Genomic DNA, 16,511 nt, shown 5'->3' with positions numbered 1-16,511 from the left:
CAGCAGCCGAGGAGAGGTTGAAGAGGCATGCCCCTGCTGGAGCCGAAGCCGGAAGCGCTGCGCCCGGGACCGCACGCGGGAGGCACGGCGCCCGACCGGGTGCCGGACGCGCAGGCCGGCGGGACCCCCGAGCCGCTGCGCTCCGAGCTGTCCGGGCTCCTGGGGACGGACAAGGTCCTCGCGCACATCTCCGACCTCGTGCGGTACGCCTCCGACGCGAGTCCCTACCGTTTCGTGCCGCAGGTCGTGGTGGTCGCCGAGGACATCGACGACGTGTCGGCCATCCTGTCGTACGCACACGGCAAGGGCCGCGAGGTGGTCTTCCGCGCGGCGGGCACGTCGCTGAACGGGCAGGCTCAGGGCGAGGACATCCTCGTGGACGTCCGCAAGCACTGGGCGGGCGTCGAGGTCATCGGTGACGGCGAGCGGGCCAGGATCGGCCCGGGCACGACGGTCGTGCGTGCCAACACGACGCTCGCGCGGCACGGGCGCGTGCTCGGCCCGGACCCGGCCAGCGCGATCGCCTGCACCATCGGCGGAGTCGTCGCGAACAACGCCTCGGGCATGACGGCGGGCACCACCAGGAACTCGTACCGGACGGTCGCCTCGCTCACCTTCGTCCTGCCCTCGGGCACCGTGGTGGACACGGCCGACCCCGACGCGGACGCACTGCTCGAGCACGCGGAACCGGCGCTGTGCGTAGGCCTGTTGGAGATCAAGGGCGAGATCGAGGCCGACGCGGAGCTGGTCGCCCGTATCCGCGCCAAGTACGAGATCAAGAACACCAACGGCTACCGCCTGGACGCGTTCCTGGACGGCGCGACCCCGGTGGAGATCCTGCGCGGCCTCATGGTGGGGTCCGAGGGGACGTTCGGCTTCATCTCCGAGGTCGTCTTCGACACGCTGCCCCTCGACCGGAAGGTGTCCACGGCGCTGCTGTTCTTCCCCTCGCTGCCCGCGGCGGCGGCGGCGGTCCCGCTGTTCAACGAGGCGGGCGCGATCGCCGTCGAGGTGATGGACGGCAATACGCTGCGGGCCTCGGTGCGTGTGGAGGGGGTGCCCGCCGACTGGGCGCGCCTGCCCAAGTCGACGACGGCGCTCCTGGTGGAGTTCCGCGCGCCGGACGAGCCCGCCCAGGAGCGTTACGAGGCGGCGGCCGCCGAGGTGCTGGACAGGCTCGAACTGGTGGCGCCCGTGGCCTCGGTGACCAACGCGTTCACGCGGGACGCGAAGACGATCGGTGGCTACTGGAAGGCCCGTAAGGCGTTCGTGACGGCGGTCGGCGGATCACGCCCCTCAGGGACGACGCTGATCACCGAGGACTTCGCGGTGCCGCCGTCGCGCCTGGCCGAGGCGTGCGAGGCGCTCCTCGAACTCCAGACGCGGCACGGCTTCGACGCCGCCGTCGCCGGCCATGCGGCGCACGGCAATCTGCACTTCCTGCTCGCCTTCGACGCGGGCAGGCCCGAGGACGTCGAGCGGTACGCGGCGTTCATGGACGAGTTCTGCCGCCTCACCGTCGAGCGCTTCGACGGTTCCCTCAAAGCCGAGCACGCCACGGGGCGCAACATCGCGCCGTTCCTGGAACTCGAATGGGGCGCGAAGGCCACGGAGTTGATGTGGCGCACCAAGCAGGTCATCGACCCGGACGGAGTCCTCGCGCCGCGTATCGTCCTCGACCGCGATCCCAAGGCCCATCTGCGCGGCCTCAAGACGATCCCCAAGGTGGAGCTGATCGCCGACCCGTGCATCGAGTGCGGCTTCTGTGAACCGACATGCCCCAGCGAGGACCTGACGACCACACCCCGCCAACGCATCGTCCTGCGCCGCGAGATGATGCGCCAGCCGTCCGGTTCACCGGTCGAGGACGGTCTCGTCGAGGCGTACGGGTACGACGCGGTGGACACGTGCGCAGGCGACTCGACCTGCAAGCTGGCGTGCCCGGTCGGCATCGACACGGGCGCCTTCATGAAGGAGTTCCGGCACGCGCGGCACACCCCGCGCGAGGAGAAGGTGACCGCGTTCACGGCGAAGAACTTCAAGGCCGTCGAGGCGTCGGCGCGGCTCGCCGTGGCGGCCGCCGGCAAGATCGGCGACCGGCTTCTGACCTCCGTGACCCAGGCCGCCCGCAAGGCCGTCCGCCCCGACCTCGTACCGGAGTGGCTGCCCGAGATCCCCGCTGCCGCCGCCCGGAAGCTGCCGCGCACCGCGCGCGTGGGGGCCGCCGCGGTCTACTACCCAGCCTGCGTCAACCGCATCTTCGGCACCCCGGGGGACGTGTCCCTCGCGCAGGCCATGGTCGCCGTCTCCGCGCGCGCGGGGCGGCCGGTCTGGATTCCGGACGATGTCGCAGGGACGTGCTGCGCCACGATCTGGCACTCGAAGGGCTACGACGAGGGCACCACCGTCATGGCGAACCGGATCGTCGAAGCGGCCTGGGGCTGGACCGCCGGCGGCAGACTGCCGCTCGTCGTCGACGCCTCGTCGTGCACGCTCGGCATCGCCCATGAGGTCGTCCCCTATCTGACGGACGACAACAGGGAGTTGCACAAGGAGCTCAAGATCGTCGACTCGATCGTGTGGGCGGCGGACGAGCTGCTGCCACACCTGACGGTGCACCGGACGGTCGGTTCGGCGGTCCTTCATCCGACGTGTTCCATGGAACACCTGGGCGATGTAGCGCAGTTGCGGGCCGTCGCCGAGGCCTGCGCCGACGAGGTCGTCGTCCCGGACGACGCGGGGTGCTGTGCCTTCGCGGGCGACCGGGGCATGCTCCACAAGGAACTCACCGAGTCGGCCACCCGCAAGGAGGCGGCCGAGGTGACCGCCCGTGGCTTCGACGCGCATCTGTCGGCGAACCGGATGTGTGAGGTGGGCATGGATCACGCGACGGGCCGCAGCTATTACTCCGTGATCGTGGAGCTGGAGCACGCGACGCGTCCCTAGGGTCTGCCGCGCCGCGTTCGCGTCGTCCGCCCGCCCGCCCGCAGAGGCGTGGATACCGAGTTTCCGGGCCTGTCGCTATATTCCAGCCGTCCGCCCGCAGGGGCGTGGATCCGGAGTTCAGAACCACGCTCGTGGACCGGGTCCCCGCCCCTGGGCGGGGACCGCGGCAAGCTGCGCGGCGGCGAACGCGGCGGCCAGGAAACCCTCAATGAGGCGGCAAGCATGCCGCCACGCGGGATGCGGAAGGGCGCGGACCCCTCCCCCGCTACCCATGAGTCCCCAAGAGTCCGTAAAGAAAGTCCAACTCCCTGACCGCTTCTGTCCCTTGCGCCCCGGTGTCGTCCCCTCCAGGGTGGCTAGCGCTTGCAGCGCACCCACCCATCGATGGAGGTCCGATGCACGACGACAACGCGACACCGGCACCCGACGCGAGCCACGAGCAGCCCGAACATCCCGAACACGACGCCGCCGGGCAGTCCCGCAGGTCCGTCCTGCGGACGGCCGGCATCGCCGGGGCGGGGCTCGGGCTCGGCGCGTTCACCGGTGGCGCGGCGCAGGCCGCCGACGGGCAGGCCGAGGCCGGGCGCGGCGGGGCCGGGCAGACCGGGGCGACGGCCGCCGAGGCTCCGGCCCGAAAGGGCGAGACCATGGTCGGCGTGCCCTTCGAGGGGCGTTCCACCGTGCGGGTCGGCATCATCGGGCTCGGCAACCGTGGCGGCAGCATGATCGATCTGTTCCTGGCGATCCCTGGGGTCCAAGTGGTCGCGCTCTGCGACCCGGTGAAGGACAAGACCGCGAGAGCGGCGGCCAAGGTGACAGCCGCGGGCCAGCCCGCCCCGGCGACGTACACCAAGGGCGATCACGACTTCGAGAACCTGTGCAAACGGGGCGACATCGACTTCGTGTACGCGGCGACGCCCTGGGACTGGCACTTCGAGATGGCGAAGACGGCGATGCTGAACGGCAAGCACGTCGGTGTGGAGTGTCCGATCGCCCTCCAGCTCGACCAGCTCTGGGAGTTGGTCGATCTCTCCGAGCGCACCCGCAGGCACTGCATGCAGTTGGAGAACTGCTGCTACGGCAGGAACGAGATGCGAGTCCTGCGGATGGCGCACGCCGGCAAGTTCGGCGACCTGCTCCACGGAGCGGGCGCCTACAACCACGACCTGCGCGGCCTGATGTTCGACCCCGACTACTACGAGGGCCCGTGGCGGCGCCTGTGGCACACGCGGCTGCGCGGCGATCTGTACCCCAACCACGGCTTCGGCCCGGTCGCCAATTACATGGACATCAACCGCGGTGACCGCGTCACGCACATCTCCAGCTTCGGCACGCCCTCGCTGGGCCTCGCCCAGTACCGCGAGGCCCACATGCCGAAGGGCGACTCGAGCTGGAAGGAGACGTACATCGAGTCCGACCGCACCATCAGCCTGGTCCAGACGGCGAAGGGGCGCGTCATCCGGCTCGAACACGATGTGTCCACGCCCCACCCCTACTCGCGGATCAACAGCCTCGGCGGCACGAAGGGTGTGTTCGAGGACTACCCGGAGCGGATCTATATAGAGCCGGACCACACGAACGACTCCTGGGGTGACTTCTCCAAGTACACCGACTTCGACCACTGGTTGTGGAAGGAGCACTCCAACCCGCCGGGCGGCCACGGCGGCATGGACTACATCATGGTGTTCCGTCTGATGCAGTGTCTGCGAGTGGGCCTGGTACCGGACTTCGACGTGTACGACGCCGCTACGTGGACGTCTCCGGTGCCGCTGAGCCACTTGTCCATCAAGGCGAAGGGTGCGCCTCAGGCGATCCCCGACTTCACGCGCGGGATGTGGAAGAAGGCGCGGCCGGGGGTGGATTCCGAGAAGCCCGCGGAGGCCTGACGGCGCGGGGGCCCGGCACACGAGCGCGCGTGTGCCGGGCCCCAGCTCGGGTTCACCCCACCGGCTCCGCGGTGGATTGGGAGTCCTGGGGCTTCGCGAGCTCGGGCGATGTGACCGGCTCGTCGCGGTCCTCCTCCGGTACGAACGGGATCTCGCCGCCCAGCACCTTCTTGGCCTTGGCCGTGTCGAGCGCGCCCTCCCAGCGGGAGACCACGAAGACGGCCACGCAGTTGCCGAGCAGGTTCGTGGAGACGCGCATGGCGTCCATGATGCGGTCGACGCCGAGCAGCAGGGCGACGGCGCCGGCCGGGATGACCCCGAGGGCGGACGCGGTGGCCGACAGGGCGAGGAAGGCCGAACCGGGCACGCCCGCCATGCCTTTGCTGGTGAGCATCAGAACGATCACCACGGTGATCTGCTGGCCGAGCGAGAGGTCCACGCCGACGGCCTGCGCGATGAACAACGTACCGATGGAGAGATAGATCGACGCCCCGTCGAGGTTGAACGAGTACCCCGTCGGCAGGACCAGGCCCACCGCGTCGTCGCGGCAGCCGGCGTGGCGCAGTTTCTGCATCATGCGGGGCATGACCGTCTCGCTGGAGGCGGTGCCGAGCGCGAGGAGCAGTTCCTCGCGTGTGTAGCGGACGAACTTCCACAGGCTCAGTCCGGTGACCGCCTTCATGGCGAGGCCGAGGAGCACGAGGAAGACCACGGCGACGGCGTAACAGACGCCGATGAGCTTGCCGTACGTCGACAGGGCGCCGAGGCCGTACTCCCCCACCAGGTGCGCCGTCGCGCCGAACACGGCGAGCGGGGCCAGCTTCATGATGAAGCCGACGACGGCGAAGACCACTTCCTGGCCCTGTTCGATGGCGGGCAGGATCGCGGGGACCTTGGTGTTGCCGAGGTGCAGCAGCGCGGCGCCCACGAGGCAGGCGAGGACGAGCACTTGGAGCAGCGAGTTCTCGGCGAAGGCGCCGACCGCGCTGTCGGGGAGCGAGTGCAGGATGAAGTCGCCGGTGGACGGGAGCGAGCCGCCGCCGGTCTTTTCCTCGACGGCGGACGCGTCCAGCTTGGCCGGGTCCACGTTCATGCCGACGCCGGGGCCCGCCAGGTTTCCGGCGAGCAGGCCGACGACGAGGGCGACGGTCGTCGCCGCCTCGAACCAGAGAAGGGCCTTGAGCCCGATGCGGCCGAAGGCCTTGAGGTCTCCGGCCTTGGTGATTCCGGCGACGACCACGCAGAAGACAAGGGGCGCGATCATCGCCTTGATGAGACGTACGAAGCCGTCGCCGAGCGGTTGGACGGCCGTGCCCGCGTGGGGCCACAGCCGCCCGACGACGACTCCGATCACGAGTGCGCAGGCGACCTGCGCGAACAACGAGGTGCGTAGTACGCGTGCGGCGCGTCGCGGCAGGGACGGTACGGACTGCGGCACGGGGCATTCCTCCGGAGCAACGTCAGTGACTTGTGCAGATTCTGCTATGCGGAAACTTGATTCCAATATCTGTTCCGCGAAGCGTCACTATGTCGGAGTGGCAGCTCTCGTAGAAGACCCCGATGTCACATCGGCCCAAATCTTGGATATTGCTCCAAGACCTGAGCGCCCATGCCTTCCGCCGCGCCCCTCAGCAGCGCCTGCGGTCCACCGTCAGCGCACCCTGTGCCGTATTCAGTTCTCGGTCGTAGCAACCGTCGGGGCTGGTCAGGCGGTATCGCTCACGGCTGGTCCCGACAGCGTGCCGTTCGTCACGCGGAACGTTCGCCGCGTACGAGGCGTCGCCCGTGTAGGCGTCGTCGAGCACCGTCCATGCCGTGCGGCCCGCGCCCGTGCCCCGTCCCGTCTCCGCCCGGTCGCCGAGCTCGATCACGGTCCGCAGCCGGTTGTCCGCGTCGAGCGTGGTGGCGCCGTCCATCGTGTAGGTCCGGTTCGTACGAAGGGTGTTACGGCCGGAGACGACGGTCTGACGGTCGGTCCAAGTCCCCTTCAGGGCGTCGTTGTTCTCGCCGTCGGTCCATCGGTGCGTGGACGTGCTGGTGAGATCGCGGGTGACGGTGGTGGCGACGCGGCCGTGGGAGGTGTTCACGTAGCCGGACACCGTCAGCCTGTGCCCGCCCTTCGCGTCGAGGCGGTACTCGTCCGTGCCGGGCGTGTACGTCGTCGAGCTGTCCGGCTCGCTCTCCTTGTGGCCGGTCAGCGCGCCGGTGACGTGCGCACTCCCGCTGTCCTGCCAGACGAGCACGTTGACCGGCGCGCTCCAGCCGCTCTGCCCCTTCGGGACACCCACGACGGAGACGTCGACCTGGTGCGGACGGCCGTCGTCGAGGAGTCCGGCGAACGGCGTCAGGTCGTACTGCAGGGGCCGGACGTCGAAGGCTCCGGGGGCCGGAATCACGTACCAGAGGAAGGGGTTGGACCAGCCTCCCGTCCAGACGTTCGGGAACGGCGAGGCGATGCCCGCGAGTTGGCCGTCCACGGAGATCTGCACCTCGCGGTACGGGCCGCCGTCCGCCTTGCACGAGTACGGGACCTCGTTCGGCACCGCCAGGTACCAGAACTCCTCGCAGCCGCCGCCCGATCCGGTGGCGTACACCTCGGCGACGATGCGCTCGCTGTTGCGCGGGGTGGTGAGTCTGCCCTGGTCGAGCGTGAGTACGCGGTCGGGGGTGTCCGTGGCGGGCTGACGCTTCGCGTGCGGCTCGGCGGCGTAGAAGGTGAGGGTGGCCTTGACCTCGATGACGCCGGTGTACGTGTCGTCGACAACGTTGCCTATGAGCATCTCGACCGATTGGTCGGCCCGCAGGGTGTCGCTGTAGCGGGTGACGTCCTTCTCCACATTCCAGGCGATGCCGTCGGGCGAGGGCTCGGGGGTGGAGGTGCGCAGGACTTCGACGCCGCCTATGTGCAGATAGCCGAGACGGTCGAACTGCCGCCCCTTGACCTTGCCTTCGAGGCGCAGGACGACCTTGCTCCACCGGTCGCCGCAATTCTTGGGCGGGGTGTAACTGCCCTTGTAGGGCGTGAAGTCACGGAACTCGGTCTCCGCGAGCGTCACGCGGCAGGACTTGGTGGCGGGCTTGGCCACCGGTGGCGTGGCGGTGATCGGGTCGTGCCAGTCGGTGCCGAACTCCGTTGGTGGAGCGGCGGGTTGGGGTGCGGCGGGACGGCTGTCGGCGGAGGCCTCGGCGGGACGGGCTTCGGCGGAGGCGGCGGTGGCCTGGCCGGCGAGGGCTGCGGCCGCGAGGGTCACCGCGGCCAGCATGGACATGACGCGTCTTCTCATGAGGGGTGTTGTACGGGGCGGGACGCCGCCGCCGCAACAGCCCGTGCGAATGCCGGGCGACGCGTCAGCTCCTCAGCTCTTCAATGACGCCTTGTCGCCCATGACCACGACCGGGTGCTGCTTGGGGTCGATCGTGCGCAGCAGGTACTCCATGCCGGACTTCGACAGGCTCACGCATGCCGATGTGCCGCTGCCGTGGTCCATATGGAGCCAGATACTGCCGCCCTTGGTCTGCCCCTCGGGCCGGGTCGGGTCGTTCGGCGCGGTGCCCTTCACGCGGTTGTAGTCGATGGCGATGACGTAGTCGAAGTCGTTCCAGTGCGACTTGGCCCAGTAGTGCGGGGCCTGGAACGACGCGGCCTGCGTGTAGGGCAGCTTCGCGCCCGGGTCGGCGAGCACACCGCCCGCGTCGGTGAGCGTGAACACTCCTATGGGGCTTCGCTTGTCGCCCTCGCGGTGGTCGGCGGTCCAGCCCTTCTTGCCGTTGTGGGCGGGCCAGCTACGCGTCTTGTCCCAGGTCGAACCGGACTTCGTGTAGAGCACGACGGTCGAGTCACCGGAATTCTTGCCGTCGCCGTAGACCGCGACGACCTGTCCCGCGTTCTGCGGGATCTTCGACTGGAGCTGGTCCCCGACGTCGGGAATGCGCTTGAGGTCGACGGCCGGGCGGTCCTCCTGCCCGGAGTCGCCCGAGCCCGACGCGGCCTTGCGCCCGGTCCCGTCGCCCCCGCTCGAACCGCCGCAGGCGGACAGGGTCATGAGAAGGACGCTGCAGGCCGCCGCAGCGACCGCCGTTCGAACCGCACCCGCGTTACGCATGCGGTCCATGGTCGCACCACGCACCAGGTGCCCCCGACCGACCCTGCCCCCAGCGTCGAACGCGGGCCGAAACTTTGCCCCACGGCGGAAAACCGTTTGCCTCCGGTGCCTGAATCCCGCGAACCTTGCACGGTTTGTTCCGTCCGTACCCCCGACTTCGCATTCCCTTCCAAGCCCTGGGACACCATGCAGATCCACGATCTTCCGTATCCCGACCCGGGCCTGCCAGACGCCCGCTCCGGCCCCCGCTTCCTGCTCTGGCTCGGCCGGAACCAGCTCGGCGGCCAGCTCAAGTCCCTGTGCTGGGGACTCCTGCACTTCCTGTCCGTCGCCTCCCTTCCTTACGGCGTCGGCTTCGCCGTGCAGGCCGTGGTCGACGGCTCAGGCTCACGGCTCGCCCTCGCGGGCGGGCTCATCCTGCTCCTCGGCGCCGCGCTGGCCCTCGGCGACACGATGCTGCACCGGACGGCGGTCACCAACTGGATCACCGCGGCCGCCCGGGTCCAGCAGCTCCTCGCCCGCAGGACGGCGGCCCTGGGCGCCGCGCTGACCCGTCGGGTCGCCGCCGGTGAGGTCGTCGCCGTCTCCACGGGCGACGTCGAGAAGATCGGCTGGTTCGTCGAGGCGCTGTCGCGTTTCGCCGCCGCCGCGCTCACCGTCGTCGTGGTCTGCGTCGGGCTCGTCCTCTACCAGCCGGCGCTCGGCATCGTCGTCGCCGTCGGCATGCCGGTCCTCGCGCTCGCCGTCCTGCCGCTCCTCCCCCGCGCCACCCGCCGCGCCGACCAACAGCGCGAGAAAGCGGGCCGCGCCACGGAACTCGCCTCGGACACCGTCGCGGGACTGCGTGTCCTGCGCGGCATCGGCGGTGAGGAACTGTTCCTCGACCGCTACCGCCGCGCCTCGCAGGAGGTCCGTACGGCCGCCGTGCGCAGCGCGCGCATGTGGTCCCTGATCTCCGCGGTCCAGGTGCTGCTGCCGGGCCTGCTGCTGATCGCGGTCGTCTGGTACGGCATCGAACTGGCCCGCCAGGGCCGGATCACCGTCGGTGAACTCGTCACCGTGTACAGCGCCGTGATGATCCTCAACTACCCGCTGCGGCACTTCGAGGAAATCGCCATGGCGTACTCCTTCTCGCGCCCCTCGGCCCAGCGCGCGGCGCGCGTCCTCTCCCTCGAACGGGTCACGGAGCCGGGCGGACTCCGCGCCGCCGAGGCACCGGCCGGTGACCTGTACGACCCGGTGACGGGGCTGCTGGCCCCCGCGGGCCGGCTCACCGCCGTGGTGTGCGGCGACCCGGACCTCGCGGGCCGGCTCGCGGACCGGCTCGGGGGACACCCCACGGACGCGGACCCCGGGACCCGTTCGGCTTCGGCCTCGGATTCGGCTTCGGCTTCGGCCTCGGATTCGGCTTCGGCCTCGGATTCGGCTTCGGCCTCGGATTCGGCTTCGGCTTCGGCTTCGGCTTCGGCTTCGGGTAACGGGTCAGGGTCCGGCTCGGATTCGGATTCCGGCTCCGGACGCAACCCCGACAAGGCGGCAACACCCGTCACCGCGCTGCCCTCTGTGCTGCTCGGCGGGGTGCCGCTCGACGAGCTGCCGCTCGACACAGCCCGCACCGCCGTGCTGGTCCAGGACAAGGACCCGGTGCTGCTGTCGGGCACGCTCGCCGAACTGCTCGACGTCCCGTCCTCGGGATCCGTGCGCCCCGAGGAGGCGCTGGCCGCGGCACAGTGCGCCGACGTGCTGGACGCGCTCTCGCAGGCGTCCCTGGACGCCGACCCGATGAATGCGCGGATCACCGAACGCGGCCGTTCCCTCTCCGGAGGCCAGCGGCAGCGGCTCGCTCTTGCGCGGTCCCTGGTCACCGACCCGGAGGCGCTGGTCCTCGACGAGCCGACGTCCGCCGTCGACTCCCACACCGAGGCCAGGATCGCCGAGGGCCTACGGGCGCTGCGCAGCGGGCGTACGACCGTCGTACTCACCTCCTCGCCGCTGCTGCTCGACCGCGCGGACCGGGTCGTCCTGGTCCACGAGGGCACGGTCGCGGCGGTCGGCGAGCACCGGGAGCTGGTGCTCACCGAGCCCCGGTACCGGGCCGTCGTGACCCGCGAGACCGACGAGGAGGCGGCGTCGGCGGCGCTGTCCCGGAACGCCGGCACCTCTCTGCGCGACGAACCGGGCATCGGCGACGCGGGCATCGAAGAACTCACCGAGATCGAGGAGACGGCATGATCGGCCTGGCGCCACCGGCCTACGACCCGGCGGCCCCGACCACCGCGAACACCCTGCCCGTCGGCGCCCCGGCAACCGTCCGGTCCTACGTCCGCGAGCTGTACCAGCGGCACCGCCGCGCGTTCCTGCTGCTCATCGGCGTGAACACCATCGCCGTCGTGGCGTCGATGGTCGGCCCCTATCTGCTCGGCGCCCTGGTCCAGGACGTCTCCGACGGCACGGACCGGCTGCGCGTGAAGCATCTGGGCATCACCATCGCCGTGTTCGTCGTCGCGCTCGTCCTCCAGGCCGTGTTCGTGCGGCAGGTGCGGCTGCGGGGCGCGATGCTCGGCGAGCGGATGCTGGCGGACCTGCGCGAGGACTTCCTCGTACGAGCGGTCGGCCTGCCGCCCGGCGTGCTCGAACGGGCCGGTACCGGTGACCTCCTTTCCCGTATCACCACCGACATCGACCGGCTCGCCAACGCGATGCGCGAGGCCGTTCCCCAGCTGTCCATCGGCGTCGTGTGGGTGGGGCTGCTCCTCGGCGGTCTCGCCGTGACCGCGCCGCCACTGGCGCCGGCGGTCCTCGTCGCGGTACCGCTGCTCGTCGTCGGCTGCCGCTGGTACTTCAAGCGGGCCCCGTCCGCCTACCGCTCGGAGGCCGCCGGCTACGCCGCGGTGGCCGCGGCCCTCGCGGAGACCGTCGACGCCGGGCGCACCATCGAGGCCCACCGGCTCGGCGACCGCCGCGTGGCCATGTCCGACCGGCGGGTCAAGGAATGGACGGCGTGGGAGCGCTACACGCTCTATCTGCGGTCGGTGTTCTTCCCTGTCATCAACGCCACCCATGTGACGGTGCTGTGCTCGGTGCTCCTGATCGGCGGTGTCTTCGCACTCCAGGGCTGGATCGGCGTCGGGCAGCTGACCACGGGCGCGCTCATCGCCCAGATGCTGGTCGACCCGCTGGGTCTGATCCTGCGCTGGTACGACGAGCTCCAGGTCGCCCAGGTGTCGCTGGCCCGGCTCGTGGGGGTCAGGGACATCGAGCCGGACGCGGGCGACGCCTCGGTGGCGCCGGACGGCCGGCACGTGCAGGCCGACGACGTGCACTTCGGGTACCGGGCGGGCGTGGACGTCCTGCGCCAGGTGTCCCTCGACGTGCGGCCCGGGACACGGCTCGCGCTGGTCGGTCCGTCCGGAGCGGGCAAGTCCACGCTCGGCCGGCTGCTCGCCGGGATCTACGCGCCGCGCACCGGGCAGGTCACGCTGGGGGGCGCCGAGCTCTCCCGGATGCCCGCCGAGCGCGTGCGCTCGCATGTGGCGCTGGTCAACCAGGAGCACCACGTGTTCGTCGGCTCCCTGCGCGACAATCTGCGGCTCGCGCGCACCGGGGCCGAGGACGCCGAGCTGTGGGCGGCTCTCGGCGCGGTCGACGCGGACGGCTGGGCGCGGGCGCTCGACGGAGGCCTCGACACCGAGGTCGGCTCGGGCGCGGTGGCGCTGACCCCGGCCCAGGCGCAGCAGATCGCGCTGGCCCGCCTCGTCCTCGCCGATCCGCACACCCTGGTCCTCGACGAGGCGACCTCGCTGCTCGATCCTCGGGCGGCCAGGAACCTGGAGCGTTCGCTCGGCAGGGTCCTGGACGGCCGCACGGTCGTCGCGATCGCCCACCGGCTGCACACGGCTCATGACGCGGATGTGATCGCCGTGGTCGAGGAGGGGCGGATCAGGGAGCTCGGCAGCCACGACCAGCTGGTCGCGGCCGACGGTGCGTACGCGGCGCTGTGGCGGTCCTGGCACGGGTGACCGCCCGGGCGGGACTGGGTGTGTGCGGCGGCTCAGATGACGTTGAGCGCGGCCGCACACCCCACTCCGCCGAGCAGCATGAACACCGGCATCAGCACCTTGAGCTCGACCCAGCTGCCCGCGCGGAAGCGCATCATCTTGGGCGGACCGATCGGGTACCAGCGCTTGCGGCCGATGGGGATGGGCCACAGGACCGGGCAGCCGGAGACCGTGAGCGCGTCCCCTATGTCGTGCACCAGGGCGCCCAGGACGATGGGCAGGCCCAGCCACAGGTACTCCTGGCCGGGCTGCGTGAACAGCCAGTCCGACCCGTTGCCCGGCTTGTCGAGGATACCGGCGAGTATCCAGGCGCTGGTCCCGGCGAGCAGCCACACCAGAACGTCGCTGCTGGAACCGCGTGCCGCCCGCCACAGCAGGCCCTCGATGGCGAGCACCATGTGGACGAAGAGGAGGGCGAGGACCGCCCAGCGCCCGCCGAAGATCGCCGCGGCCGAGGCGCCGGCTCCGATCAGGACCGCCCACAGCCAGGTGTGCGTGAGGGTGCGGTGTCCGCCGGAACGGCGCGGGTCGCCCTTCATACGGGTCGCCTTGTAGACCGCGTACGACAGCTTGTCGACGATCTCGCACAGGCCGCGCGACAGGGGGCCGAAGGCCCGCGAGATGGTGGCCGCCTTGTGGTCCAGGTCGGGGGCGAGGGCTGCGCCCGCGCAGATCAGTGCCCCGACGAGCACGACGGGCCAGGGCATGGGGTGCCCGGCGGCGGCCGCGGCCGCGCCCACCCCCAGCCAGGCCGCTGCTCCTGACAGCGAGTGTGCCGGTCCCATCATGGCTGCGTTCCGCCCCATTCCACTTGTGCAGGTGCCCAGTTGTCCCCACCCGGGCCACCGCGTCCTGACGCTCCGTCGGCGCCACAGCGTACCTTTCGTGATCTTCGTACGGGCAACCGATTGCCGGATCGGGTCGGAAGGCAGGCAATATGGGGGCGTGACCCTTATCGATCAGCTGCCGCAGACCGCCGACCCCGACGCCCTCTACGAGGCTTTCGAGTCGTGGGCCGAGGAGCGCGGGATCACCCTCTATCCCCACCAGGAGGAGGCGCTGATCGAGGTGGTGTCGGGGGCGAACGTGATCGTCTCGACGCCCACCGGGTCCGGCAAGAGCATGATCGCCGCGGGTGCGCACTTCGCGGCGCTCGCGCGGGACGAGGTCACCTTCTACACGGCACCGATCAAGGCGCTGGTCTCCGAGAAGTTCTTCGAGCTGTGCAAGCTCTTCGGCACGGAGAACGTCGGCATGCTCACGGGTGACGCGTCGGTCAACGCCGACGCCCCCGTGATCTGCTGCACCGCCGAGATCCTCGCGTCCATCGCGCTGCGCGACGGGGCGCGGGCCGACATCGGCCAGGTCGTGATGGACGAGTTCCACTTCTACGCGGAGGGTGACCGCGGCTGGGCCTGGCAGATTCCCCTGCTCGAACTCCCCCAGGCACAGTTCATCCTCATGTCGGCGACGCTCGGCGACGTCGCCATGTTCGAGAAGGATCTGACGCGGCGCACCGGCCGCCCCACGTCCGTGGTCAGCTCCGCGACGCGTCCGGTTCCCCTTTCCTACGAGTACCGGCTCACGCCGCTCACGGAGACGCTGACCGAGCTGCTCGACACCCGGCAGGCCCCGGTCTACATCGTGCACTTCACGCAGGCGCAGGCCGTCGAGCGCGCGCAGGCACTCATGAGCATCAACATGTGCACGCGCGAGGAGAAGGAGAAGATCGCCGACCTGATCGGCAACTTCCGCTTCACCACCAAGTTCGGCCGCAGTCTGTCGCGCTACGTGCGGCACGGGATCGGCGTGCACCACGCGGGCATGCTGCCGAAGTACCGGCGCCTGGTGGAGAAGCTCGCGCAGGCGGGCCTCTTGAAGGTCATCTGCGGCACGGACACGCTGGGCGTGGGGGTCAACGTGCCCATCCGTACCGTCCTGTTCACCGCTCTGACGAAGTACGACGGGACGCGGGTGCGGACGCTGCGCGCGCGGGAGTTCCACCAGATCGCGGGCCGGGCCGGGCGGGCCGGCTTCGACACGGCGGGCCTCGTCGTGGCGCAGGCGCCCGAGCACGTCATCGAGAACGAGAAGTCGCTCACTAAGGCGGGGGACGACCCGAAGAAGCGCCGCAAGGTGGTCCGCAAGAAGGCCCCCGAGGGCTTCGTCGCCTGGTCCGAGAACACTTTCGAGAAGCTGATCGGCTCGGCTCCGGAGCCGCTGACGTCCCGCTTCCGGGTGACGCACATGATGCTGCTCGCGGTCATCGCGCGCCCCGGCAACGCCTTCGACGCCATGCGCCATCTCCTCGAGGACAACCACGAGCCGCGCAAGCAGCAGCTGCGGCACATCCGCCGCGCGATCGCCATCTACCGCTCGCTCCTCGACGGCGGCATCGTGGAGAAGCTCGACGAACCCGACTCCTCGGGCCGGATCGTGCGCCTGACGGTCGATCTCCAGCAGGACTTCGCGCTCAACCAGCCGCTGTCGACGTTCGCTCTCGCCTCCTTCGAGCTGCTCGACAAGGACTCGCCGTCGTACGCGCTCGACATGGTGTCCGTCGTGGAGTCGACACTCGACGACCCGCGGCAGATCCTCGCCGCCCAGCAGAACAAGGCGCGCGGTGAGGCCGTCGCGGCGATGAAGTCCGACGGCGTCGAGTACGAGGACCGTATGGAGCGGCTCCAGGACGTCACGTACCCGAAGCCCCTGGACGAGCTGCTCTACCACGCGTACGACGTGTACCGCAGGAGCCACCCGTGGGTGGGTGACCACCCGCTGTCGCCGAAGTCCGTGATCCGTGACATGTACGAACGGGCCATGACCTTCACGGAGTTCGTGTCCTTCTACGAGCTCGCCCGCACCGAGGGCATCGTGCTGCGTTACCTCGCCGGCGCGTACAAGACGCTTGAGCACACGGTCCCCGACGACCTCAAGTCCGAGGACCTCGAGGACCTGATCGCCTGGCTGGGCGAGATGGTCCGCCAGGTCGACTCCAGCCTCCTCGACGAGTGGGAGCAGCTCGCCAACCCCGAGGTCATGACGGCCGAGGAGGCCCAGGAGAAGGCCGACCAGGTCAAGCCGGTCACGGCGAACGCGCGCGCGTTCCGTGTGCTCGTCCGCAACGCCATGTTCCGACGGGTCGAGCTGGCCGCCCTCGACAACGTCGACGAACTGGGCGAGCTGGACGCCGACGCGGGCTGGGACGCGGACGCCTGGGGCGAGGCCATGGACAAGTACTGGGACGAGTACGAAGATCTCGGCACCGGTCCCGACGCCCGCGGGCCGAAGCTGCTGCAGATCGAGGAGGACCCCGCGCACGGCCTGTGGCGGGTGCGCCAGACGTTCGCCGATCCGAACGGCGATCACGACTGGGGCATCAGCGCCGAAGTCGATCTCGAGGCGTCCGACGCGGAGGGCCGTGCGGTCATCCGTGTCACCGATGTCGGCCAGCTGTAGGCCCTGACCCGGTCGCGCACCCCGGACGCAGCACTCGGAGCGTGGCGCAGAGATGAGAG

At 70.3% G+C, this 16,511-nt stretch carries 9 protein-coding genes; 5 read left to right on the top strand and 4 right to left on the bottom strand.

Annotation, left to right across the window (positions count from 1 at the left end):
• Positions 1–27: 27 nt before the first annotated feature.
• Positions 28–2,946, top strand: coding sequence for an FAD-binding and (Fe-S)-binding domain-containing protein (locus OG456_RS31875; RefSeq protein ID WP_266567026.1), 2,919 nt, complete (start codon positions 28–30; stop codon positions 2,944–2,946).
• Positions 2,947–3,341: 395 nt separating this feature from the next.
• Positions 3,342–4,832 (top strand): Gfo/Idh/MocA family protein, encoded by a 1,491-nt coding sequence (locus OG456_RS31870; protein ID WP_266567024.1) that lies wholly within the window; start codon positions 3,342–3,344, stop codon positions 4,830–4,832.
• Positions 4,833–4,884: 52 nt separating this feature from the next.
• Here the strand turns inward: OG456_RS31870 and OG456_RS31865 are convergent, their stop codons facing one another.
• From OG456_RS31865 to OG456_RS31855, 3 genes are all read right to left on the bottom strand, one after another.
• Positions 4,885–6,270, bottom strand: coding sequence for a cation:dicarboxylase symporter family transporter (locus tag OG456_RS31865; protein WP_266567022.1), 1,386 nt, complete (start codon positions 6,268–6,270; stop codon positions 4,885–4,887).
• A 190-nt stretch (positions 6,271–6,460) separates the two neighbouring features.
• Positions 6,461–8,116 carry a peptide-N4-asparagine amidase gene (locus OG456_RS31860; RefSeq protein ID WP_323136366.1) on the bottom strand — a complete coding sequence of 552 codons (1,656 nt, stop codon included), beginning with the start codon at positions 8,114–8,116 and terminating at the stop codon, positions 6,461–6,463.
• Positions 8,117–8,188: 72 nt separating this feature from the next.
• Positions 8,189–8,935, bottom strand: a complete 747-nt coding sequence (locus tag OG456_RS31855; protein WP_266569500.1) for a L,D-transpeptidase family protein — start codon at positions 8,933–8,935, stop codon at positions 8,189–8,191.
• Positions 8,936–9,121: 186 nt separating this feature from the next.
• On the opposite strand from OG456_RS31855, the gene OG456_RS31850 reads away from it, so the two are divergent.
• Positions 9,122–11,167: an ABC transporter ATP-binding protein gene (locus OG456_RS31850; protein ID WP_266567018.1), complete on the top strand. Its 2,046-nt coding sequence runs from the start codon at positions 9,122–9,124 to the stop codon at positions 11,165–11,167.
• A complete protein-coding gene (locus tag OG456_RS31845) occupies positions 11,164–12,954 on the top strand; it encodes an ABC transporter ATP-binding protein (protein ID WP_266567016.1) in 1,791 nt (596 codons plus the stop codon). Before OG456_RS31850 ends, OG456_RS31845 begins: the two co-directional genes overlap by 4 nt.
• A 32-nt stretch (positions 12,955–12,986) precedes the next feature.
• Here OG456_RS31845 and OG456_RS31840 read toward each other — a convergent pair whose 3' ends face one another.
• Positions 12,987–13,781 carry a metal-dependent hydrolase gene (locus OG456_RS31840; protein WP_266567014.1) on the bottom strand — a complete coding sequence of 265 codons (795 nt, stop codon included), beginning with the start codon at positions 13,779–13,781 and terminating at the stop codon, positions 12,987–12,989.
• 97 nt (positions 13,782–13,878) lie between these two features.
• On the opposite strand from OG456_RS31840, the gene OG456_RS31835 reads away from it, so the two are divergent.
• Complete coding sequence (locus OG456_RS31835) at positions 13,879–16,452, top strand: RNA helicase (protein WP_266567012.1); 2,574 nt, start codon at positions 13,879–13,881, stop codon at positions 16,450–16,452.
• Positions 16,453–16,511: the final 59 nt, after the last annotated feature.

It is taken from the genome of Streptomyces sp. NBC_01446, assembly GCF_026340095.1.
GTDB classification, from domain to species: Bacteria; Actinomycetota; Actinomycetes; order Streptomycetales; family Streptomycetaceae; genus Streptomyces; species Streptomyces aureus.
Note: the sequence above shows the minus strand (reverse complement) of the source record. Positions and strands in the feature narration are given on the sequence as shown.

What these genes read in the sequence shown, in the direction of transcription:
- OG456_RS31875 (WP_266567026.1), top strand. Translation starts at nt 28, where the DNA reads ATGCCCCTGCTGGAGCCGAAGCCGGAAGCGCTGCGCCCGGGACCGCAC.
- OG456_RS31870 (WP_266567024.1), top strand. Translation starts at nt 3,342, where the DNA reads ATGCACGACGACAACGCGACACCGGCACCCGACGCGAGCCACGAGCAG.
- OG456_RS31860 (WP_323136366.1), bottom strand. Translation starts at nt 8,116, where the DNA reads ATGAGAAGACGCGTCATGTCCATGCTGGCCGCGGTGACCCTCGCGGCC.
- OG456_RS31855 (WP_266569500.1), bottom strand. Translation starts at nt 8,935, where the DNA reads ATGCGTAACGCGGGTGCGGTTCGAACGGCGGTCGCTGCGGCGGCCTGC.
- OG456_RS31850 (WP_266567018.1), top strand. Translation starts at nt 9,122, where the DNA reads ATGCAGATCCACGATCTTCCGTATCCCGACCCGGGCCTGCCAGACGCC.
- OG456_RS31845 (WP_266567016.1), top strand. Translation starts at nt 11,164, where the DNA reads ATGATCGGCCTGGCGCCACCGGCCTACGACCCGGCGGCCCCGACCACC.
- OG456_RS31840 (WP_266567014.1), bottom strand. Translation starts at nt 13,781, where the DNA reads ATGATGGGACCGGCACACTCGCTGTCAGGAGCAGCGGCCTGGCTGGGG.